At 60.7% G+C, this 20,866-nt stretch carries 17 protein-coding genes; 10 read left to right on the forward strand and 7 right to left on the reverse strand.

From position 1 onward, the window contains the following. Nucleotides 1–12: 12 nt before the first annotated feature. Genes PMI32_RS25420 through PMI32_RS25405 form a run of 4 tightly spaced genes read right to left on the reverse strand, consistent with a single transcriptional unit; the run spans nucleotide 13 to nucleotide 2,787 of the window. Nucleotides 13–540: a pilus assembly protein PilP gene (locus PMI32_RS25420; protein WP_008025197.1), complete on the reverse strand. Its 528-nt coding sequence runs from the start codon at nucleotides 538–540 to the stop codon at nucleotides 13–15. Beyond that, complete coding sequence (pilO, locus tag PMI32_RS25415) at nucleotides 537–1,160, reverse strand: type 4a pilus biogenesis protein PilO (RefSeq protein WP_008025198.1); 624 nt, start codon at nucleotides 1,158–1,160, stop codon at nucleotides 537–539. Before pilO ends, PMI32_RS25420 begins: the two co-directional genes overlap by 4 nt. Beyond that, entirely contained in the window at nucleotides 1,157–1,723 is a 567-nt protein-coding gene (locus PMI32_RS25410; RefSeq protein WP_008025199.1) for a PilN domain-containing protein, read from the reverse strand. The genes pilO and PMI32_RS25410 overlap by 4 nt, the downstream gene beginning before the upstream one ends. Next, nucleotides 1,723–2,787, reverse strand: a complete 1,065-nt coding sequence (locus PMI32_RS25405) for a pilus assembly protein PilM (protein WP_008025201.1) — start codon at nucleotides 2,785–2,787, stop codon at nucleotides 1,723–1,725. Before PMI32_RS25405 ends, PMI32_RS25410 begins: the two co-directional genes overlap by 1 nt. 218 nt (nucleotides 2,788–3,005) lie before the next feature. Here PMI32_RS25405 and PMI32_RS25400 point away from each other — a divergent pair, with 218 nt between their 5' ends. Continuing rightward, the gene (locus PMI32_RS25400) at nucleotides 3,006–5,441 is read left to right on the forward strand and encodes a penicillin-binding protein 1A (protein ID WP_404943241.1); all 2,436 of its coding nucleotides are present in this window, start codon (nucleotides 3,006–3,008) and stop codon (nucleotides 5,439–5,441) included. A gap of 259 nt (nucleotides 5,442–5,700) precedes the next feature. Here PMI32_RS25400 and PMI32_RS25395 read toward each other — a convergent pair whose 3' ends face one another. From PMI32_RS25395 to rpmE, 3 genes are all read right to left on the reverse strand, one after another. After that, nucleotides 5,701–6,969, reverse strand: coding sequence for a malic enzyme-like NAD(P)-binding protein (locus PMI32_RS25395; RefSeq protein WP_008025204.1), 1,269 nt, complete (start codon nucleotides 6,967–6,969; stop codon nucleotides 5,701–5,703). A 183-nt stretch (nucleotides 6,970–7,152) separates the two neighbouring features. Next, complete coding sequence (locus tag PMI32_RS25390) at nucleotides 7,153–7,965, reverse strand: thermonuclease family protein (RefSeq protein ID WP_008025205.1); 813 nt, start codon at nucleotides 7,963–7,965, stop codon at nucleotides 7,153–7,155. Nucleotides 7,966–7,976: 11 nt separating this feature from the next. Next, nucleotides 7,977–8,195 carry a 50S ribosomal protein L31 gene (gene rpmE, locus PMI32_RS25385; protein ID WP_008025207.1) on the reverse strand — a complete coding sequence of 73 codons (219 nt, stop codon included), beginning with the start codon at nucleotides 8,193–8,195 and terminating at the stop codon, nucleotides 7,977–7,979. Nucleotides 8,196–8,480: 285 nt separating this feature from the next. Here rpmE and PMI32_RS25380 point away from each other — a divergent pair, with 285 nt between their 5' ends. The 9 genes from PMI32_RS25380 (at nucleotide 8,481) to phaC (PMI32_RS25340) (ending at nucleotide 20,764) form a co-directional block, all read left to right on the forward strand. Then, on the forward strand, nucleotides 8,481–10,700 hold the full coding sequence (locus PMI32_RS25380) for a primosomal protein N' (protein ID WP_008025209.1): 2,220 nt from the start codon (nucleotides 8,481–8,483) through the stop codon (nucleotides 10,698–10,700). Nucleotides 10,701–10,923: 223 nt separating this feature from the next. Beyond that, nucleotides 10,924–12,660: an arginine--tRNA ligase gene (gene argS, locus PMI32_RS25375; RefSeq protein WP_008025210.1), complete on the forward strand. Its 1,737-nt coding sequence runs from the start codon at nucleotides 10,924–10,926 to the stop codon at nucleotides 12,658–12,660. Nucleotide 12,661: 1 nt separating this feature from the next. Then, nucleotides 12,662–13,360: an SPOR domain-containing protein gene (locus tag PMI32_RS25370; RefSeq protein WP_008025212.1), complete on the forward strand. Its 699-nt coding sequence runs from the start codon at nucleotides 12,662–12,664 to the stop codon at nucleotides 13,358–13,360. A 230-nt stretch (nucleotides 13,361–13,590) separates the two neighbouring features. Continuing rightward, on the forward strand, nucleotides 13,591–14,130 hold the full coding sequence (gene hslV, locus PMI32_RS25365) for an ATP-dependent protease subunit HslV (protein ID WP_008025213.1): 540 nt from the start codon (nucleotides 13,591–13,593) through the stop codon (nucleotides 14,128–14,130). 54 nt (nucleotides 14,131–14,184) lie between these two features. Further along, entirely contained in the window at nucleotides 14,185–15,522 is a 1,338-nt protein-coding gene (gene hslU, locus PMI32_RS25360) for an ATP-dependent protease ATPase subunit HslU (RefSeq protein WP_008025214.1), read from the forward strand. A gap of 119 nt (nucleotides 15,523–15,641) precedes the next feature. Next, the gene (locus PMI32_RS25355; RefSeq protein ID WP_008025216.1) at nucleotides 15,642–16,019 is read left to right on the forward strand and encodes a gamma-butyrobetaine hydroxylase family protein; all 378 of its coding nucleotides are present in this window, start codon (nucleotides 15,642–15,644) and stop codon (nucleotides 16,017–16,019) included. 258 nt (nucleotides 16,020–16,277) lie between these two features. Continuing rightward, the gene (gene phaC, locus PMI32_RS25350) at nucleotides 16,278–17,957 is read left to right on the forward strand and encodes a class II poly(R)-hydroxyalkanoic acid synthase (protein ID WP_008025218.1); all 1,680 of its coding nucleotides are present in this window, start codon (nucleotides 16,278–16,280) and stop codon (nucleotides 17,955–17,957) included. A 155-nt stretch (nucleotides 17,958–18,112) separates the two neighbouring features. Next, nucleotides 18,113–18,967, forward strand: a complete 855-nt coding sequence (gene phaZ, locus PMI32_RS25345; protein ID WP_008025220.1) for a poly(3-hydroxyalkanoate) depolymerase — start codon at nucleotides 18,113–18,115, stop codon at nucleotides 18,965–18,967. A gap of 114 nt (nucleotides 18,968–19,081) precedes the next feature. Beyond that, entirely contained in the window at nucleotides 19,082–20,764 is a 1,683-nt protein-coding gene (phaC, locus tag PMI32_RS25340; RefSeq protein WP_008025222.1) for a class II poly(R)-hydroxyalkanoic acid synthase, read from the forward strand. Nucleotides 20,765–20,866 lie beyond the last annotated feature (102 nt).

Raw genomic sequence — 20,866 nt, forward strand, 5'->3', positions numbered from 1 at the left:
ATTCGAGTTCCACTATGAGTGCTCTTTCAAAGGGATAGTCCGTGGCCGCTCCAGCCAGGCGCCTTCGCCGTCAGGAACGATTTCGACCACATCGACTTGCGAGCCGCTGATGGCGACGATCCGGCCATCGTTGCGCCCCAGGTAATCGCCGACTTTCAGCCGATGCACACCGCCCGCCCCGCGCAACAGCGCAAAGGAGCCCGCCGCATTGGAGATCGTGCCGACCATTTCAAACTGCTCGATGTTGAAACCTTCGAGGTACTGCTTGACCCGGCTGGGGTCTGGTTTGACATTGCGTGCGCCATGCTTCTGGCCGGCCAGATCAACTCTGAGCTGCCGGGAAAACGGGCTTCGCAAGTTAGCCGCGCTGTAGGTGAACGTTGGGTAAGACCGGAATGTCGGCGTTGGTTCAATCCTGCCGGGCGCACGCAGACGCATTTCGTTCATGTAAGCGTCGAGATCACTGAAGTCATTGCTGCCATCACAACCGGCCAGGGCGGCCAACATCCCGATCATCGGAAAAATACGAACCGGGCTCATTTTTGCAGCCCCTTGTCGTTGTAGCGGTAAGTCTTGGCGAGGATGCTCATGCGCAATTTCGCGCCGCTTTCGGGGGTGGCCGGGGCCAGGTCGAAATCATGCAGGGTGACGATCCGTGGCAGCCCGGCCACGCCACTGACGAACGTGGCGAGGTCATGATAGGCACCGGTGACGGTGATCTGGATCGGCAGTTCGATGTAGAACGGCTGGGTCACCTCTGGCAGCAGTTTGATCTCTTCAAACTCCAGCCCGCTTCCGAGGCCGGTACGGGTGATGTCCTCCAGCAGGCCGGGCACTTCGGTGTCACTGGGCAATTGCCGCAGGAGTACGCCGAAGGAGTTCTCCATTTCCTTCATCTGCTGGGTGTACAGCTCAAGATTCGCCGCCATGTGGGCCTTGGTGGCGAATTGCTCCTTGAGGGTCGACTCTTCCTCGCGCTTGAGTTCAAGCTGGCTCTCAAGGTCACTGATGGAAAAGCTGTAGCCCAGCGCCAACACCAGAATCATCAATAGAAGACCTGCCAGCGCCTTGATGGCGGGCGGCCAGGACCCCATGTTGTTGGTGTCCAGATCGTTGATGTCGATCTTGCGCAGCCCTTCGATCCATTCGGCCGGCCTCATTGAACGGCCTCCACGGCAGCAGGCTGGGTCTGGCGCACGGTCAACTGAAAGACGTTGGCCTGATCCAGTTGGCCTGCGGTGGTCGCCTTGACCTCTGTCAGGGTGGGCGCATCGAACCAGTCCGATGCATCCAGATTGCGCATCAAGTCGGAAACACGATTATTGGATTCTGCCGCGCCGGTGATGGACAGGGTTTTACCTTCCATTTTCACCTCGGTGAAATAGACCCCGTCCGGCAGGGTGCGCGCCAACTGATCGAAGATCCGCCCGCTGATCGGACGGTTGCCCTGCAGGTCCTGGATGATGCGCATGCGTTCGACCAGTTGCTGACGCCGGGCCTTGAGGTCGCTGATCTGTTTGATCCGCTCGTCGACCACCGCAATCTGTTTACCGATGTAATCGTTTCGGGCGACCTGTCGGTCGATGGCGCCGTTGAGGGCCTGATCCGCGACCAGCACCACTGCCACAGCGCCCACCAGCACGCCGACCAGCGCCAGCAAAAAGCGTTTGCGACGTGCGTCCCGCAACTCTTCGCGCCAAGGTAAAAGGTTGATCCGCGCCATCAGTCGAAGCTCCTGAGGGCTAACCCGCAGGCGATCATCAGCGCCGGCGCGTCGCTGGCCAGGGCACCGGCGTTGACCTTGCTGCCCAGGGTCATGTCGGAGAATGGATTGGCCACTTGCGTCGAAGTGCCCAGGCGCTCCTCGATCAATCGGTCCAGCCCCGGAACCGAAGCGGTGCCGCCAGCCAACAGGATATGGTCGACCGAGGTGTACTGGCCGGAAGCAAAGAAAAACTGCAACGAACGCGACACTTGCTGCACCAGCGCATCACGGAAGGGCTGCAACACTTCGCTGACGTAATCGTCCGGCAAACCGCCCTGCTTCTTCGCCAGCCCCGCTTGCTCAACGGTCAGGCCATAACGCCGCTGGATTTCTTCCGTCAGTTGACGACCGCCGAACAACTGTTCGCGGGTGTAGATGATTTTCCCGTTGCGCAGCACGCTCAGGGTGGTCATGGTCGCGCCGATGTCGACCACGGCGACTGTCAGATCTTCGCGAGACGCCGCCAGATGCCCGGTCAGCAGGCCGAAGGAGCGCTCCAGCGCGTAAGCCTCGACATCGACCACGCGCGCCGTCAGGCCGGCCAGTGCGAGCGCCGCTTCACGGACTTCGACGTTTTCCTTGCGACACGCTGCCAGCAGCACACTGACCCGTTCCGGGTTGCGTGCCGATACGCCCTGTACTTCAAAGTCGATGGCGACTTCGTCCAGTGGATAAGGGATGTATTGATCGGCCTCGATCTTCAGCTGGTTTTCCATCTCGTCGTCGGAAAGACCTGCATCCATTTCGATGTTTTTGGTGATGACGGCAGAACCGGCCACGGCGACGGCCACATTCTTGAGGCTGGTTCTGGCCTTGAGCAGCACGCGTGAAAGTGCCTGACCCACGCCTTCGAGCTCGGCGATATTTTTCTCGACCACCGCGTTGGCGGGTAGCGGTTCTACCGCATAAGCCTCGACCCGGTAACGGTCGCCCTGGCGGCTTAACTCCAGAAGTTTCACCGACGTGGAGCTGATGTCGATCCCCAAAAGCGTATTGGCTTTTTTATTGAAGAGTCCTAGCACTACCAATTCCCTATGACTATCCGTGTCTTACGGACTCTGTAATGTCCGTTGCGTTCAAACCACCCGTCTTGACAGCAGCGCAAATGACGCTCTCGACGTAAAAATGCTTATAATGCCCAGCGTTTTTTTCCGGTTTTTACTGCAAGCGCGGGTCGTTCCCTGTTTATCTGAACCCTGCTGCCTAATTCATTCTTTGCCCTGGATATCCCAAAGCCTTGATTCGTCTGCTGAAATTCTTCGGTTGGTCCATCGTCGCCGTTTTCTGCGGACTGCTCCTTGGTCTGAGTGGCGCGTTTCTTTACCTTAGTCCGGGATTGCCTTCTGTGGAGGCACTGCGAAGCATCCAGTTGCAGATTCCATTGCGCGTCTACAGCAGCGACAACAAGTTGATCGCAGAGTTTGGCGAAATGCGCCGCACACCGATCCGTTTCGCCGACATTCCCCCCAATTTCATTAATGCGTTACTAAGTGCTGAAGACGACAATTTCGCCAACCACTACGGCGTCGATCCCAGCAGCCTGATGCGTGCCGCCACCCAATTGGTCAAAAGCGGACACATCCAGTCCGGCGGCAGCACCATCACCATGCAGGTGGCGAAGAACTTCTTCCTGACCAGCGAACGCAGCTTCTCGCGCAAGACCACTGAAATCCTCCTGGCCCTGCAGATCGAACGGCAGCTGACCAAGGACGAGATCCTCGAGCTGTACGTCAACAAGATCTATCTGGGCAACCGCGCCTACGGCATCGAGGCCGCGGCGCAGGTTTACTACGGCAAGTCGATTCGTGACGTCAGCCTGGCGCAGATGGCGATGATCGCCGGCCTGCCGAAAGCTCCGTCGCGCTTCAACCCGCTGGCCAACCCGGCTCGCAGCAAGGAGCGTCGCGACTGGATCCTTGGCCGCATGTACAAGCTCGGCAAGATCACCGAGAGCGATTACACCGCCGCGATCAACGAGCCGCTGAACGCCAGCTATCACGTGCCGACCCCGGAAGTGAACGCGCCGTACATTGCTGAAATGGCCCGCGCCGAAATGGTCGGCCGCTACGGCAGCGATGCCTACACCGAAGGTTTCCGCGTCACGACCACCGTGCCGAGCAACCTGCAGGAAATGGCCAACACAGCCGTCCACGAAGGCCTGATGACCTACGATCAGCGTCATGGCTATCGCGGTCCCGAGTCACGCCTGCCGGGCAAGACCCGCGAGGCCTGGATCTCGGAGCTGACCAAGCAGCGCACCATCAGCGGCCTTGAGCCGGCCATCGTCACGCAGGTCGAGAAGAACGGCCTGCAAGTGCTGACCCGTACCGGCGACGAACACATCGGCTGGGACAGCATGAAATGGGCGCGGCCGTTCCTGAACACCAACAGCATGGGCGCCAATCCGAAGCAGCCCTCGGATGTGGCTCAGGTCGGTGATCTGATTCGCGTACAGCGTCAGCCGGACAATTCGCTGAAGTTCAGCCAGATCCCGCAAGCTCAGGGCGCACTGGTCTCCCTTGATCCGCAGAACGGCGCAATTCGCTCGCTGGTCGGCGGTTTCGCCTTCGAGCAGAGCAACTACAACCGCGCCCTGCAGGCCAAGCGCCAGCCAGGTTCGAGCTTCAAACCGTTCGTGTACAGCGCTGCGCTGGATAACGGCTACACCGCCGCCAGCCTGGTGAACGACGCACCGATCGTGTTCGTCGACGAGTACCTGGACAAGGTCTGGCGTCCGAAGAACGACACCAACACCTTCCTCGGCCCGATCCGCCTGCGTGAAGGGCTGTACAAGTCGCGCAACCTGGTGTCGATCCGCCTGGTGCAGGCGCTGGGCGTCGATCGCACCATCGACTACATCAGCAAGTTCGGCTTCAACAAGCAGGACCTGCCGCGCAACCTGTCGCTGGCCCTGGGCACCGCGACCCTGACGCCAATGGAAATCGCCACCGGCTGGAGCACGTTCGCCAACGGCGGCTTCAAGATCACCCCGTACATCATCGACAAGATCGAAAGCCGCAACGGCGACACGCTGTTCGTCGCCAATCCGCCAAGCGTGCCGAAAGGCGATGTGGCCACCGACGGCATCGCCGCGCCGACCGCCGAGGCCTTTACGGTCAATGCAACGCCGGGCGAAGCTCCAGGCCTGCCAACACCTCAGGCGCCGGCCGTGGCCGAACGCATTGTCGATGGTCGCACCACTTACATCCTCAACAGCATGCTTGAGGACGTGATCAAACTCGGCACCGGCCGTCGCGCACTGGCCTTGGGGCGCCCCGACATTGCAGGCAAAACCGGTACGACCAACGAATCGAAGGATGCCTGGTTCTCGGGCTATAACGCCGATTACGTGACCACCGTCTGGACCGGTTTCGACCAACCGGAAAGCCTGGGCAAACGCGAGTTCGGCGGCACCGTTGCCCTGCCGATCTGGATGAACTACATGGGCGCCGCGCTCAAAGACAAGCCGCCGCACACGCAACCGGAGCCGGAAGGCATCCTCAGCCTGCGGGTTGACCCGGTCAGCGGCCGGGCAGCCACCCCAGGCACGCCTGGAGCGTACTTCGAACTGTTCAAGGCCGAAGATACGCCACCGTCGGTGAATGAGCTGGGCAACGGCAATGCGCCGGGCAGCCCGCTGCCAGCGGATGAAGCGGCGCCAATCGATCTGTTCTGATCGCAGCACCACCCAAAAAGCCCCGCCTTCGAGAGAAGTGCGGGGCTTTTTTCGCTCTGTGCATTGCGCCATAGATGTGGCGCCTGTCAGGCCGTCATCGCTGGCAAGCCAGCTCCTACAAGGGATATGAGCAGCTCACCAATTCTCTGTAGGAGCTGGCTTGCCAGCGATGGGGCCCTCACCGACAACACAAAACTTGCAGGCATAAAAAAACCCCGACTCATCAGAGCCGGGGCTTTTTGTTTGATGCGACTACGGCTTAGCCGTTGAACACATCATCCACGCTTTTCAGCGGGTAGTTCTTCGGATACGGCAGGGTTGCCACGCCGGTCTCGATTGCAGCCTTGGCCACGGCATCGGAGATCAGGGTGATCAGACGCTTGTCCATTGGCTTCGGAATGATGTACTCACGACCGAATTCCAGCTTGATGCCGCCGTAGGCGTCGCACACTTCCTGAGGAACCGGCAGTTTGGCCAGTTCACGCAGGGCGTTGGCCGCTGCCACTTTCATTTCTTCGTTGATGCGCTTGGCGCGAACGTCCAGGGCACCACGGAAGATGAACGGGAAGCCCAGTACGTTGTTGACCTGGTTCGGGTAATCCGAACGGCCGGTCGCCATGATCACGTCGTTACGGGTGGCGTGTGCCAGTTCCGGGGAGATTTCCGGATCCGGGTTCGAGCACGCGAACACGATCGGGTTGGCCGCCATGGACAGCAGGCCTTCAGCGCTCAGCAGGTTCGGACCGGACAGGCCGACGAACACGTCTGCGCCTTGCAGGGCGTCAGCCAGGGTGCGCTTGTCGGTCGCGTGAGCGAAGACAGCCTTGTACTGGTTCAGGTCGTCACGGCCGGAGTGGATCACGCCAGTACGGTCAACCATGTAGATGTTTTCGATGTTGGCGCCCATGCTCACCAGCAATTTCATGCAGGAGATGGCGGCCGCACCGGCACCCAGGCAGACGATCTTGGCGTCGGCGAGGGTTTTGCCAGCGATTTCCAGGGCGTTGATCATGCCGGCGGCAGTCACGATTGCGGTGCCGTGCTGGTCATCGTGGAATACCGGGATGTCGCACTGCTCGATCAGAGCGCGTTCGATCTCAAAGCACTCAGGTGCCTTGATGTCTTCCAGGTTGATGCCACCGAAGGTGATGGAGATGCGCTTGACGGTGTCGATGAAGGCTTGCGGGCTTTCGGAGTCGACTTCGATGTCGAAAACGTCGATGCCGGCGAAGCGCTTGAACAGCACGCCCTTACCTTCCATCACTGGCTTGGAAGCCAATGGGCCGAGGTTACCCAGGCCCAGAATCGCGGTGCCATCGGAAATGACTGCAACCAGGTTGCCTTTACCGGTGTATTTGTAGGCCAGTTCAGGATCGCGGGCGATTTCGCGTACTGGTTCGGCTACGCCGGGGCTGTAGGCCAGCGACAGGTCGCGGGCGGTAGCGGTGGCCTTGGTGAGCTCGACACTCAGCTTACCTGGACGAGGATGGGCGTGATATTCGAGAGCGGCAGTTTTCAGATCAGACATGGGGGCATTCCGCTTTTACTGTTGGACAGACTGGTCAGCGAGGATACGCGCCTCGCAAAGTCCCCACAAGACTGACCAGTCACCCCTGTCAAGCGCCCCGCCCTACGACTTTGGGCCAAGAGCCACGGAACACAAGGGATAGACTGTTCACAATCGACAATAAAAATGTCTACAATTTTTTTATCAAGGCGCCGCTTGCAACATCGCCGGATCGGTCAATGGAAGAAGCCAGCGCGCTTGCCCCGCTTGCAATCCGCCACGGCGCGAACGGTCCACAACCCAGCCACGGGCCTCGACCTGCTTGCCTTTCAGGCGCTCCAGCGCCGCACCATCAAATTGCCCCAGCACATTGGGCGCAACACGCAGTACAAGAGAATCCTGCAACTCGATCCAAACACCGCCGCGATTGCGCTGAACCTTGCTCACACGCCCACTGACCACCGCGAAGCCGGACGTGTTGATCTGCTCCGCTTTCAGTACAGGCGACTGGCGCCACACACCGAGCCCGGCTTGCCGCGCACTGCGTTCCGCTGCTTGCTGACAGGCCACCAGATCGACATTCGGCGCGACCGCCACCAGGAAACCGAGCCCTTCTGCGAGCATCTGCGCTTCGAGGTTGGCACCCTTGGCGCCATAAAGATGCGCAAGGGTACGACCGTAGTGATCCTTGCTCTCTTTACCCGGCAGCACACCGACCCGCCCGCCGTTGGCAGCCACCAATGCTTCCAGGCGCTTGCGCGCCGCCACCGCGAACGGCTCGTCGGAGCGGCCTTGTTTGCCCAGCTCGGGCGTATTCAAGCCGATCATGCGCACGCTGCGGCCATCGCTCAGGCGCACGGTGTCGCCATCCACCACCCGTTGCACCGCGACCGACGTCAGCCCATCCGGCACCGGGCAGAAGGCCTGGGCGCCCGAAAGCCAAATCGCGGACACAAAAAAGGCGCCCGCAAGGGACGCCTTTTTTATCAGTCTGGAAAAGCCGGAACGACCTTCCAAAATGATTGGCCTTAGGCCTTTTTCGCGCCGAAAGCACCGAAACGGTCTGCGAAGCGCTGAACGCGGCCGCCAGTGTCCAGAGTCTTTTGCTTACCGGTGTAGAACGGGTGGCATTCGTTGCAAACGTCGATCGCCAGGGCTTTGCCGAAGGTCGAACGGGTTTCGAACTTGTTGCCACAGCTGCAGGTAACAGCGATGGCTGGGTATTCTGGATGGATATCAGCTTTCATGGTGTCTTCCTCAGGCTGCGTGCCGCCACCCAACACTATTGTTGAATACCGCACGTAATTAGGCCGCGGATTCTACCAGACAATCTCAATCACGCAAGCTGTCACTGAGACCGACCGTCTGCTAGGCTCCCGCCCCAATACGCGATCCCCTGTAGGAGTGAGCCTGCTCGCGATAGCGGTCTGCCAGTCGCCGTAATGTTGACTGCAAGATTGCTATCGCGAGCAGGCTCACTCCTACAGGTTATATGTCACGCCCCCTATTGTTTGTTGATCGAGACCCCCCGCGTGCCCGACGCCATTTTGCGCCTCGCCCTGCCTTCGCCCCTGCGCCGCCTGTTCGATTACCGTGCCCCGGCCGGTGTCCTGCGTGCCCAGTTGCAACCGGGCATGCGCCTGCGTGTGCCTTTCGGCCGGCGGGAGATGATCGGGATTCTGGTAGAGGTCACCGACACCAGCGAAGTGCCGGCAGAAAAGCTCAAACCGGCCCTGGCCCTGCTCGACGCCACGCCGCCCTTGCCGCCAGCGCTGTTCAAGCTGTGCCTGTGGACCTCTCAGTATTATCAGCACAGCCTCGGCGATACCTTGAGCTGGGCGCTGCCGGTGTTGTTGCGTCAGGGTGAGCTGGCCGAAGCGCGCCAGGAACGTTTCTGGTCCGCCGCGCCTGGCGCCAGCCTCGATGACCCGCGCATCGCCCGGGCCCCGCGTCAGCGTGAAGCGTTGGCAACCCTGGCGCAGCACCCTCACGGCGTCGCCCATCAGTTGCTGAGCAAGCTGATGCTGAGCAAGGACAGCCTGGATCTGCTGCTGGCCAAGGATCTGGTGCAAGTGGAGATCCGCAAACACGCCCCCGGCGCCCGTCACGAGCATTGGCTGGCGCAACCGGAATTGCCGCTCAACCCTGAACAACGCGCAGCCTATGAGGCGATTCGCGCCGGGTTCGACAGTTATCACGCGTTCCTGCTGGCCGGGGTCACCGGCAGCGGCAAGACCGAAGTCTATTTGCAGTTGATCCGCGAAACCCTTGAAGCCGGCAAGCAAGCACTGGTGTTGATCCCGGAGATCAACCTCGGCCCGCAGACCCTGGCGCGCTTCGAACAACGGTTCAATGCACGCATCGCGCTGATCCACTCGGCGGTCAACGATCGCGAGCGCCTCGAAGCCTGGCTCGCCGCGCGCGACGGCGACGCCGACATTATTATCGGCACCCGTTCGGCGCTGTTCACGCCGATGAAAAACCCCGGCCTGATCATCATCGATGAAGAGCACGACGGCTCTTATAAACAGCAGGAAGGCCTGCGCTATCACGCCCGCGACCTGGCATTGGTCCGCGCACGGCAGGAAAACATCCCGATCGTGCTCGGTTCCGCCACGCCTTCGCTGGAAAGCCTGCACAACGCCTACACCGGGCGTTACGGCCTCCTACGCCTCAATGAGCGTGCTGGTGGCGCCAAGCAACCGCGCTTCCTGCGCCTGGATGTGAAAAGTCGCCCGCTCGACAGCGGCATTTCCGGGCCGATGCACCAAGCCATCGGCCAGACACTCGCGGCCGGACAGCAAGTATTGGTGTTCCTCAACCGTCGAGGTTTCGCCCCGACGCTGCTGTGCCACGACTGCGGCTGGATGTCCGAATGTCAGCGCTGCGATGCGCGAATGACCGTGCACCAGCGCTCCGGCGAACTGCGCTGCCACCATTGCGGCTACGTCGAACGCGTGCCCCGGCACTGCCCGAAGTGCGGCAAAGTGGATTTGCGGCCGGTGGGCGCCGGCACCGAGCGCGCCGAAGAACGCTTGGCCATTCTGTTCCCGGATGTCCCAGTGCTGCGGGTTGACCGCGACAGCACGTCGCGCAAGGACGCGATGAATCAGTTGTTCGCGACCATTCAGAAGGGTCACCCGTGCATTCTGGTGGGCACGCAAATGCTTGCCAAAGGGCATCACTTCCCACGGGTGACGCTGGTGTCGATTCTCGATGCGGACGGTGGTTTGTTCTCCGGTGACTTCCGCGCCAGTGAGCGCATGGCGCAACTGATCGTGCAGGTCGCCGGCCGTGCGGGGCGGGCTGAAGAGCCGGGTAAAGTGATTATCCAGACCCATCTGGCGGACCATCCACTGCTGGTGCAACTGACTGAACAAGGCTATTTCGCTTTTGCCGAACAAGCACTCAGCGAGCGGCGCTCTGCCGGGTTGCCACCGTTTGCGCATTTGGCGCTGCTGCGGGCCGAAGCGCACAAACCGGGGCAGGCTGAAGGGTTTCTCGACGAGGCGTGCAGCGAGGCCGAGCGTTTGCTGGCTGAACAGAATCTGACCGGGATCGAATTGCTCGGGCCGGTGCCCGCACCGATGGAACGTCGGGCCGGGCGTTATCGCGCGCAGTTATTGTTGCAGGCAACGGCCCGGGCGCCGCTGCACCGGTTGCTGGCCAGTTGGTTGCTGGTGCTGGAGCAGATGCCGAGCGGGCGGGCGGTGCGCTGGTCTTTGGATGTCGACCCGGTCGATTTGTATTGATTTCAATATTGCCTTCGCGGGCAAGCCTCGCTCCTACAGGTATTCGTATGGCCTCTGTAGGAGCGAGGCTTGCCCGGGCTTGCCCGCGAAGGGGTCCTATTTATCACCACATATCCACAACCTGCCCGCTATAGTTGGCAAGCCCGCCTTCGCAACGGATAATGCCCAGTTTTTCCACCAGCGCATCGAAGCGCCGCCGCGCTTGCGGTCGAAAGAGAAGACCATGAAAGACACCATTCGCCAGTTGATCCAACAAGCCATCACCCAACTCGTCAACGAAGGTGTGTTGCCTGAAGGCCTGACGCCGGCGATCCAGGTGGAAAACTCCCGAGACAAGAAGAACGGCGACTTCGCCAGCAACATCGCCATGATGCTGGCCAAGCCGGCCGGCATGAAGCCGCGCGATCTGGCCGAGAAAATCATCGCCGCGCTGCCGGCTGACGAAAACGTCACCAAGACCGAAATCGCCGGTCCTGGCTTCCTGAACTTCTTCCAGAACACCGACGCCCTGGCCACCCGCCTCGACGCCGCACTGGCCGACGAGCACATCGGCGTGCGCAAGGCCGGCCCGGCGCAACGCACCGTGGTCGATCTGTCGGCACCGAACCTCGCCAAAGAGATGCACGTCGGCCACTTGCGTTCGACCATCATCGGCGACGGCGTGGCTCGCGTTCTGGAGTTCCTCGGCGACGAAGTGATCCGTCAGAACCACGTGGGCGACTGGGGTACCCAGTTCGGCATGCTGATGGCTTACTTGCAGGAAAACCCGATCACCAGCGACGAGCTGTCGGACCTGGAAAACTTCTACCGCGCCGCCAAGGGCCGTTTTGACGAATCCGAAGAGTTCGCCGACCGCGCCCGTGGCCTGGTGGTCAAGCTGCAAGCCGGCGACCCGGATTGCCTGGCGCTGTGGACCAAGTTCAAGGACATCTCGCTGTCGCACTGCCAGAAAATCTACGAGCTGCTGAACGTCAAACTGACCATGGCCGACGTGATGGGCGAAAGCGCCTACAACGACGACCTGATCAATGTGGTCAACGACCTCAAGGCCGCTGGCATGCTGGTCGAGAGCAACGGCGCGCAGTGCGTGTTCCTCGACGACTTCAAGAACGCTGACGGCGACCCGCTGCCAGTGATCATCGTCAAGGCGGATGGCGGCTACCTCTACGCCACCACCGACCTGGCGGCAGTACGTTATCGCAGTGGCAAGCTGAAGGCTGATCGCGCGCTGTACTTTGTCGACCAGCGCCAGGCCCTGCACTTCCAGCAAGTGTTCGCCGTCGCCCGCAAGGCCGGCTTCGTGACGCACCCGATGGAAATGGAACACATGGGCTTCGGCACCATGAACGGCGCCGACGGCCGTCCGTTCAAGACCCGCGATGGCGGCACCGTGAAGCTGATCGACCTGCTGACCGAAGCCCAGGAGCGCGCCTACAACCTGGTCAAAGAGAAAAACCCGGAGTTGGCCGAAGACGAGCTGCGCAACATCGCCAAGGTCGTGGGCATCGGCGCAGTGAAATACGCCGACCTGTCCAAGCACCGCACCAGCGACTACAGCTTCAACTTCGACCTGATGCTGAACTTCGAAGGCAACACCGCGCCGTACCTGCTGTACGCCTACACCCGCGTGGCGGGCGTGTTCCGCAAGCTCGGCAAGGACTTCAGCGAAGTCGAAGGCCAGATCGTCCTGGAAGCCGCGCATGAACATGAGCTGGCAGCCAAACTCGCGCAATTCGGCGAAATCCTGAACAACGTGTCCGAGAAAGGCACGCCGCACATCCTCTGCACCTACCTGTACGACGTTGCCGGCCTGTTCTCCAGCTTCTACGAGAACTGCCCGATCCTCAGTGCTGAAACCCCGGCGCAAATGCAAAGCCGCCTGCGTCTTGCCGCGCTGACCGGCCGCACTCTCAAGCAAGGCCTGGAACTCTTGGGTCTGGAAACTCTGGAGCGTATGTAAGTTGGCTGCCAAGAAAAAACCTGCACCCAAGCGTGGCGCCAGCCGTTACCAAGCTCCTGCAAAGCAACCGATCCCGGGCTGGCTGTGGATGGCCATCGGCCTGACGGTCGGCGCGTTCATTGTGTTCCTGATGAAGCTGGAACCGGGCAAGGGCAGCGACAGCGTCAAGCGCGAGAAGATCGAGCAGCAGAAAGCCACCAAGGTTGCCGAGGCTAACAAGACCCCGCCGAGCCCGACGCAACCGGTGAAGCCGAAGTACGACTTCTACACCTTGCTGCCGGAATCGGAAGTCATCGTGCCGCCGGATGCCGTGCCGGAGAAAACACCGCCGACGCCAGCTGTACCGACAACGCCGGTAACCCCGGCGGAAGCGGCGAAGATCGACACGGCGCGGGCTCAGGCGGCATTGGCTGGCATCACCCCGCCGCCACCGCCACCCGTGGCCAAGGCGGCACCGGTGACCAAGTTCTTCCTGCAGGCCGGTTCGTTCCGCAAAGAGGCTGATGCAGACAAGGTACGCGCGCAGATCATCCTGCTCGGCCAGGCGGTATCGGTTGAGTCCGGCACGGTGAAGGACGAGACCTGGTATCGGGTGTTGGTCGGGCCGTTCAGCAACCGCGAACAGCTGACCACCGCGCAGAAACAACTGTCCGGCGCCGGGTTCAGCAACCTGTTGTTACAACAACGCCAGAACCGCTGATCCCGCCAGCAAGACCGCATTATCGTTCATCGCCAGCAAGCCGGCTCCTACAGGGGATCGCGTAAATCCTGTAGGAGCCGGCTTGCTGGCGATGGCGTCAGATCAGACAACACACCTTCCCCCGCGCAACACCGCTCGTCCCCTCTCCCGCCCCGCAGTTGAAAAACGCTCCACCACCCCCATATGAGTTGGCATAAGGCATTTTCGCCCCGCTGCGTGGAGACTCTCCCTTGACCACCATCGTTTCAGTTCGCCGCCACGGCAAAGTCGTCATGGGCGGCGACGGCCAGGTTTCTCTCGGCAATACCGTGATGAAAGGCAACGCGAAGAAAGTTCGTCGCCTCTACCACGGCGAAGTCCTCGCCGGTTTTGCTGGCGCCACGGCTGACGCCTTTACCCTTTTCGAACGCTTCGAAGGTCAACTGGAGAAACACCAGGGCCATCTGGTTCGCGCCGCCGTCGAACTCGCCAAAGAATGGCGCACCGACCGCACCCTCAGCCGCCTCGAAGCCATGCTCGCGGTCGCCAACAAAGACGCGTCCCTGATCATCACCGGCAACGGCGACGTTGTTGAGCCTGAACAAGGCCTGATCGCCATGGGTTCCGGCGGCGCCTACGCCCAGGCCGCCGCCAGTGCGCTGTTGAAAAAAACCGACCTGTCAGCCCGGGAAATCGTCGAAACCGCCCTCGGCATTGCCGGCGACATCTGTGTATTCACCAACCACACCCAGACCATTGAGGAGCAGGACTGCGCCAAAGGCGACGAGTAAGTCTGTTTCGGCCCCACGCCACGACTCATCTTGTTTAAGGTCCGTCAAAATATTATGTCCATGACTCCCCGTGAAATCGTCCACGAACTCAACCGCCATATCATCGGCCAGGACGATGCCAAACGCGCCGTCGCCATCGCGCTGCGTAACCGCTGGCGCCGGATGCAACTGCCGGAAGAGCTGCGCGTTGAAGTAACGCCGAAGAACATCCTGATGATCGGCCCGACCGGCGTCGGCAAAACCGAGATCGCCCGTCGCCTGGCCAAACTGGCCAACGCACCGTTCATCAAAGTCGAAGCGACCAAGTTCACCGAAGTCGGCTACGTTGGCCGCGACGTCGAGTCGATCATTCGTGACCTGGCCGACGCTGCCATCAAGCTGCTGCGCGAACAGGAAATGACCAAGGTTCGCCACCGCGCCGAAGATGCCGCCGAAGAGCGCATCCTCGACGCCCTGCTGCCACCGGCGCGCATGGGCTTCAACAACGATGACGCCCCGTCGGCCGACTCCAACACCCGCCAGCTGTTCCGCAAGCGCCTGCGCGAAGGTCAGCTGGACGACAAGGAGATCGAAATCGAAGTCGCCGAAGTGTCCGGCGTCGATATCTCCGCGCCACCGGGCATGGAAGAAATGACCAACCAGTTGCAGAGCCTGTTCGCCAACATGGGCAAGGGCAAACGCAAGAGCCGCAAGCTCAAGGTCAAGGAAGCGCTGAAACTGGTCCGCGACGAAGAAGCCAGCCGCCTGGTCAACGATGAAGAGTTGAAGGCCAAGGCGCTGGAAGCGGTCGAGCAGCACGGCATCGTGTTCATCGACGAAATCGACAAGGTTGCCAAGCGCGGTAACTCCGGTGGCGTCGACGTGTCCCGTGAAGGCGTGCAACGCGACTTGCTGCCACTGATCGAAGGCTGCACCGTCAACACCAAACTGGGCATGGTCAAGACCGACCACATCCTGTTCATCGCTTCCGGTGCGTTCCACTTGAGCAAGCCGAGCGATCTGGTGCCGGAGCTGCAAGGCCGTCTGCCGATTCGTGTCGAGCTGAAGGCGCTGACGCCGGAAGACTTCGAACGCATTCTCAGCGAACCGCACGCCTCGCTCACCGAGCAATATTGCGCACTGCTGAAAACCGAAGGCCTGGCCATCGAGTTCCAGCCGGATGGCATCAAGCGCATCGCCGAGATCGCCTGGCAGGTCAACGAGAAAACCGAGAACATCGGTGCCCGTCGCCTGCACACGCTGCTTGAGCGCCTGCTCGAAGAGGTGTCGTTCAGCGCCGGCGACCTGGCCAGCGCTCACGATGACAAGGTGATCCTGATCGACGCCGACTACGTCAACAACCACCTCGGCGAATTGGCGCAGAACGAAGACCTGTCCCGTTATATCCTGTAGGTCATGTGAGACCTGTGTAGGAGCCGGCTTGCCGGCGATGGGGACCTTGAGATCGCCATCGCCGGCAAGCCGGCTCCTACAAGGGACCGCGAGAGTTCCACACTGACGGACATCAGGTCATGACCCAACTCCCCACCGACATCAAACTGCACAAAGCCTCGAAAACCCTGTCGCTGAAATACGCGTCCGGCGAGGAACATCACCTGCCCGCCGAGTTCCTGCGCGTGCACTCTCCTTCCGCCGAGGTCCAGGGCCACGGCAAACCTATCCTGCAATTTGGCAAGATCGGCGTAGGCCTGACCAAGGTAGAACCGGCCGGTCAGTACGCACTGAAATTGACCTTCGACGACGGCCACGACAGCGGCTTGTTCACCTGGGAATATCTGTACCAGTTGGGCGTGCGCCAAGAGGATCTCTGGAACGATTATCTTGCCGAACTGAAAGCGGCCGGAAAGACCCGCGACCCTAACGAATCTGTCGTCAAGCTGATGCTCTAACCCGCGCCTCTTGCGCATTAGAAGGCATTTTCTAATTTCATCTGTTTGAATGCTTGGCCGCGAGGTCAGTCATTAGCCTGCTTGCGAAAAAAATTAAACTCGGGTAACCAATGGAGCTGGCAAGTTACCTGCAGTGCTCTCTGAACTAAAAAGCAGCGATGCAGAATTATCGGTCACCCGAGCAGTAGTACCTGGCATTGGCTGTGTGACTACACGGCTGGACTCAGGTACTCGTCTCAGGACAATGGAGCGTCGTAGATGAGTAACAAGAATAACGATGACTTGAAGAATCAAGCCTCGGAAAACACCTTGGGGCTTAATCCTGTCGTTGGGCTGCGTGGAAAGGATCTACTGGCTTCTGCTCGAATGGTGCTCAGGCAGGCCATTAAACAACCGATTCACAGTGCGAAGCATGTCGCTCATTTCGGTCTTGAACTGAAGAACGTGCTGTTCGGCAAATCCGAACTGCTACCGACCAGCGATGACCGTCGTTTCGCCGATCCGGCCTGGAGCCAGAACCCGCTCTACAAACGTTATTTGCAAACCTACCTGGCGTGGCGCAAGGAACTCCACGACTGGATCGACGACAGTAACCTCGGGCCCAAGGATGTGGCACGCGGGCATTTCGTGATCAACCTCATGACCGAAGCCATGGCCCCGACCAACACGGCGGCCAACCCGGCAGCGGTCAAACGCTTCTTCGAAACCGGTGGCAAGAGCCTGCTCGACGGCCTCTCGCACCTGGCCAAGGATCTGGTACACAACGGCGGCATGCCGAGCCAGGTCAACATGGGCGCATTCGAAGTCGGCAAGAGCCTGGGCGTGACCGAAGGTGCGGTGGTTTTCCGTAACGACGTGCTGGAGCTGATCCAGTACCGGCCGACCACCGAGCAGGTGCATGAGCGTCCATTGCTGGTGGTGCCGCCACAGATCAACAAGTTCTACGTTTTCGACCTGAGCCCGGACAAAAGCCTGGCGCGTTTCTGCCTGCGCAATCACGTGCAGACCTTCATCGTCAGCTGGCGCAACCCGACCAAGGAACAGCGCGAATGGGGCCTGTCGACCTACATCGAAGCGCTCAAGGAAGCGGTTGATGTGGTCACCGCGATCACCGGCAGCAAAGACGTGAACATGCTCGGCGCCTGCTCCGGCGGCATCACCTGCACCGCGCTGCTGGGCCACTACGCCGCAATCGGCGAGAACAAAGTCAACGCCCTGACGCTGCTGGTCAGCGTGCTGGACACCACCCTGGACAGCGACGTCGCACTGTTCGTCGACGAGCAGACGCTTGAAGCCGCCAAACGCCATTCCTATCAGGCGGGTGTACTCGAAGGCCGCGACATGGCGAAAGTGTTCGCCTGGATGCGCCCCAACGATCTGATCTGGAACTACTGGGTCAACAACTACCTGCTCGGCAACGAGCCGCCGGTGTTCGACATTCTGTTCTGGAACAACGACACCACCCGGTTGCCCGCCGCGTTCCACGGCGACCTGATCGAGATGTTCAAAAACAATCCGCTGATCCGCCCGGATGCACTGGAAGTGTGCGGCACGCCGATCGACCTGAAGCAGGTCACGGCCGACATCTTTTCCCTGGCCGGCACCAACGACCACATCACCCCGTGGAAGTCCTGCTACAAGTCGGCGCAACTGTTCGGCGGCAAGGTCGAATTCGTGCTGTCCAGCAGCGGGCATATCCAGAGCATTCTGAACCCGCCGGGCAACCCGAAATCACGCTACATGACGGGCACCGAGATGCCGTTGAAGGCTGAGGAGTGGCAGGAAAATTCCACCAAGCACACCGATTCCTGGTGGCTGCACTGGCAAGCCTGGCAAGCCGAGCGTTCGGGCGAATTGAAAAAATCCCCGACAAAACTGGGCAACAAGGCTTATCCCGAAGGTGAAGCAGCACCGGGCACTTACGTACATGAGCGGTAATTGACACACCCCGATTACCTGTAGGAGCGAGCTTGCTCGCGATGGACGTCAACGATAACGCGCGCCACCTGATGAACGCGTTGCCCTTTCGTTTTTCGCGAGCAAGCTCGCTCCTACAGGGGATCGGGGACGAATTAACCCACAGGGCTTGAAGCATGCCGCAACCGTTCATTTTTCGTACCGTCGACCTGGATGGCCAGACCCTCCGCACGGCAGTACGCCCCGGCAAGCCTCACTTGACGCCCTTGCTGATTTTCAACGGCATCGGCGCCAACCTGGAGCTGGTGTTTCCGTTTGTCGCAGCATTGGACCCGGACCTCGAAGTCATCGCTTTCGACGTGCCCGGTGTCGGCGGTTCGTCGACGCCGAACCGGCCGTATCGTTTTCCGGGCCTGGCCAAACTCACGGCGCGGATGCTCGACTATCTCGATTACGGGCAAGTGAACGTGATCGGTGTGTCATGGGGTGGCGCCCTCGCCCAGCAGTTTGCTTACGACTACCCGGAGCGCTGCAAGAAACTGGTGCTGGCGGCGACGGCGGCGGGTGCGGTGATGGTGCCGGGCAAACCGAAAGTGCTGTGGATGATGGCCAGCCCACGGCGCTACATCCAGCCATCGCACGTGATCCGCATTGCGCCGATGATCTACGGCGGCTCATTCCGTCGCGATCCGACACTGGCGGCCAGCCATGCGGCGAAGGTGCGCTCGGCAGGCAAGCTCGGTTACTACTGGCAGCTGTTCGCCGGGCTCGGCTGGACCAGCATTCACTGGCTGCACAAGATCCACCAGCCGACGCTGGTGCTGGCCGGCGACGATGACCCGCTGATCCCGTTGATCAACATGCGCTTGCTGGCCTGGCGGATTCCCAATGCCCAGTTGCACATCATCGATGACGGGCACCTGTTCCTGATCACTCGCGCCGAGGCCGTGGCGCCGATCATCATGAAGTTTCTCGAGGAAGAACGGCAGCGCGCCGTGATGCATCCGCATCCGGCTCCATCGGGCGGCTAACCGACTTATCGTCGGTCGGCAGGACGCCGCGCCGCGCAACAACCCGTTACAGCGTCTATGGTGTTCTGGTTCGGTGTGTTTGTATTTGGCCTGAAGACGAAGGAGTGTTGAGTCATGCGCGACAAGCCAGCGAGGGAATCTTTACCGACTCCCGCAGCGTTCATCAACGCACAGAGTGCGATTACCGGCCTGCGTGGTCGGGATCTGTTTTCGACCCTGCGCAGCGTTGCCGCCCATGGTTTGCGCAACCCCGTGCACAGCGCCCGCCATGCGTTGAAGCTGGGCGGTCAACTGGGGCGCGTGTTGCTGGGCGAAACCCTGCACCCGACCAACCCCAACGACAATCGCTTTGCCGACCCCGCTTGGAGCCTCAACCCGTTTTATCGCCGCAGTTTGCAGGCCTACCTGAGCTGGCAGAAACAGGTCAAAAGCTGGATCGACGAGAGCAACATGGACCCGGACGATCGCGCCCGCGCCCACTTCGCGTTCGCGCTGCTCAATGACGCGGTGTCACCGTCCAACACCCTGCTCAATCCGCTGGCGGTCAAGGAAATCTTCAACTCCGGCGGCAACAGCCTGGTGCGTGGCGTCAGTCACCTGGTCGATGATTTCCTGCACAACGACGGCCTGCCCAGGCAAGTGACCAAGCAGGCCTTCGAGGTCGGCAAGACGGTCGCGACCACCACCGGCTCCGTGGTGTTTCGCAATGAGCTGCTGGAACTGATCCAGTACAAGCCGATGAGCGAAAAGCAGTATTCCAAACCGCTGCTGGTGGTGCCGCCACAGATCAACAAGTACTACATTTTCGACCTGAGCCCGAACAACAGCTTCGTCCAGTTCGCCCTGAAAAACGGCCTGCAAACCTTCATGATCAGCTGGCGCAACCCGGATGTGCGCCATCGCGAATGGGGCCTTTCGACCTACGTCGAAGCCGTCGAAGAAGCGATGAATGTATGCAGGGCGATCACCGGCGCCCGGGAAGTCAACCTGATGGGCGCCTGCGCCGGCGGGCTGACCATTGCCGCGCTGCAAGGTCATTTGCAGGCGAAACGGCAACTGCGCCGTGTATCCAGCGCAACCTATCTGGTGAGCCTGCTCGACAGCCAGATGGAGAGTCCCGCGACCTTGTTCGCCGACGAACAGACCCTGGAAGCGGCCAAGCGTCGGTCCTATCAGAAGGGCGTGCTGGACGGTCGCGACATGGCCAAGGTCTTCGCCTGGATGCGCCCCAACGATTTGATCTGGAGCTACTTCGTCAACAACTACCTGTTGGGCAAGGAGCCGCCGGCGTTCGACATCCTCTACTGGAACAACGACAACACACGCCTGCCGGCCGCCTTTCACGGCGACCTGCTGGACTTCTTCAAGCACAACCCGCTGAGTCATCCGGGGGGCCTGGAAGTGTGCGGCACGCCGATCGACTTGCAGAAAGTCACCGTCGACAGCTTCAGCGTGGCCGGCATCAACGACCACATCACGCCGTGGGATGCGGTGTATCGCTCGACGCTGCTGCTGGGTGGCGAGCGACGCTTCGTGCTGTCCAACAGCGGTCATGTGCAGAGCATCCTCAACCCGCCGTCCAACCCGAAAGCCAACTTCATCGAAAGCACAAAACTGAGCAGCGATCCGCGGGCCTGGTATTACGACGCCAAGCAAGTCGACGGCAGCTGGTGGACGCAGTGGCTGAGCTGGATTCAGGAACGTTCGGGCGCGCAAAAGGAAACCCACATGGCCCTCGGCAACCAGAACTATCCACCCATGGAGGCGGCACCCGGCACTTACGTGCGCGTGCGCTGACACCCAACACACCACGGTCTTCCCCCTGTAGGAGCGAGCCTGCTCGCGAAAAACGTTTAGGCAACGCGTTCATCCAGGCAGCACGCGCTATCGTTAACGTCC

The organism is Pseudomonas sp. GM60 (genome assembly GCF_000282415.1).
Taxonomy (GTDB): domain Bacteria; phylum Pseudomonadota; class Gammaproteobacteria; order Pseudomonadales; family Pseudomonadaceae; genus Aquipseudomonas; species Aquipseudomonas migulae.

What these genes read in the sequence shown, in the direction of transcription:
- PMI32_RS25395 (WP_008025204.1), bottom strand. Translation starts at nt 6,969, where the DNA reads ATGTCTGATCTGAAAACTGCCGCTCTCGAATATCACGCCCATCCTCGT.
- rpmE (WP_008025207.1), bottom strand. Translation starts at nt 8,195, where the DNA reads ATGAAAGCTGATATCCATCCAGAATACCCAGCCATCGCTGTTACCTGC.
- PMI32_RS25410 (WP_008025199.1), bottom strand. Translation starts at nt 1,723, where the DNA reads ATGGCGCGGATCAACCTTTTACCTTGGCGCGAAGAGTTGCGGGACGCA.
- phaC (WP_008025222.1), top strand. Translation starts at nt 19,082, where the DNA reads ATGCGCGACAAGCCAGCGAGGGAATCTTTACCGACTCCCGCAGCGTTC.
- hslU (WP_008025214.1), top strand. Translation starts at nt 14,185, where the DNA reads ATGTCCATGACTCCCCGTGAAATCGTCCACGAACTCAACCGCCATATC.
- PMI32_RS25420 (WP_008025197.1), bottom strand. Translation starts at nt 540, where the DNA reads ATGAGCCCGGTTCGTATTTTTCCGATGATCGGGATGTTGGCCGCCCTG.
- argS (WP_008025210.1), top strand. Translation starts at nt 10,924, where the DNA reads ATGAAAGACACCATTCGCCAGTTGATCCAACAAGCCATCACCCAACTC.
- phaZ (WP_008025220.1), top strand. Translation starts at nt 18,113, where the DNA reads ATGCCGCAACCGTTCATTTTTCGTACCGTCGACCTGGATGGCCAGACC.
- PMI32_RS25355 (WP_008025216.1), top strand. Translation starts at nt 15,642, where the DNA reads ATGACCCAACTCCCCACCGACATCAAACTGCACAAAGCCTCGAAAACC.
- phaC (WP_008025218.1), top strand. Translation starts at nt 16,278, where the DNA reads ATGAGTAACAAGAATAACGATGACTTGAAGAATCAAGCCTCGGAAAAC.
- pilO (WP_008025198.1), bottom strand. Translation starts at nt 1,160, where the DNA reads ATGAGGCCGGCCGAATGGATCGAAGGGCTGCGCAAGATCGACATCAAC.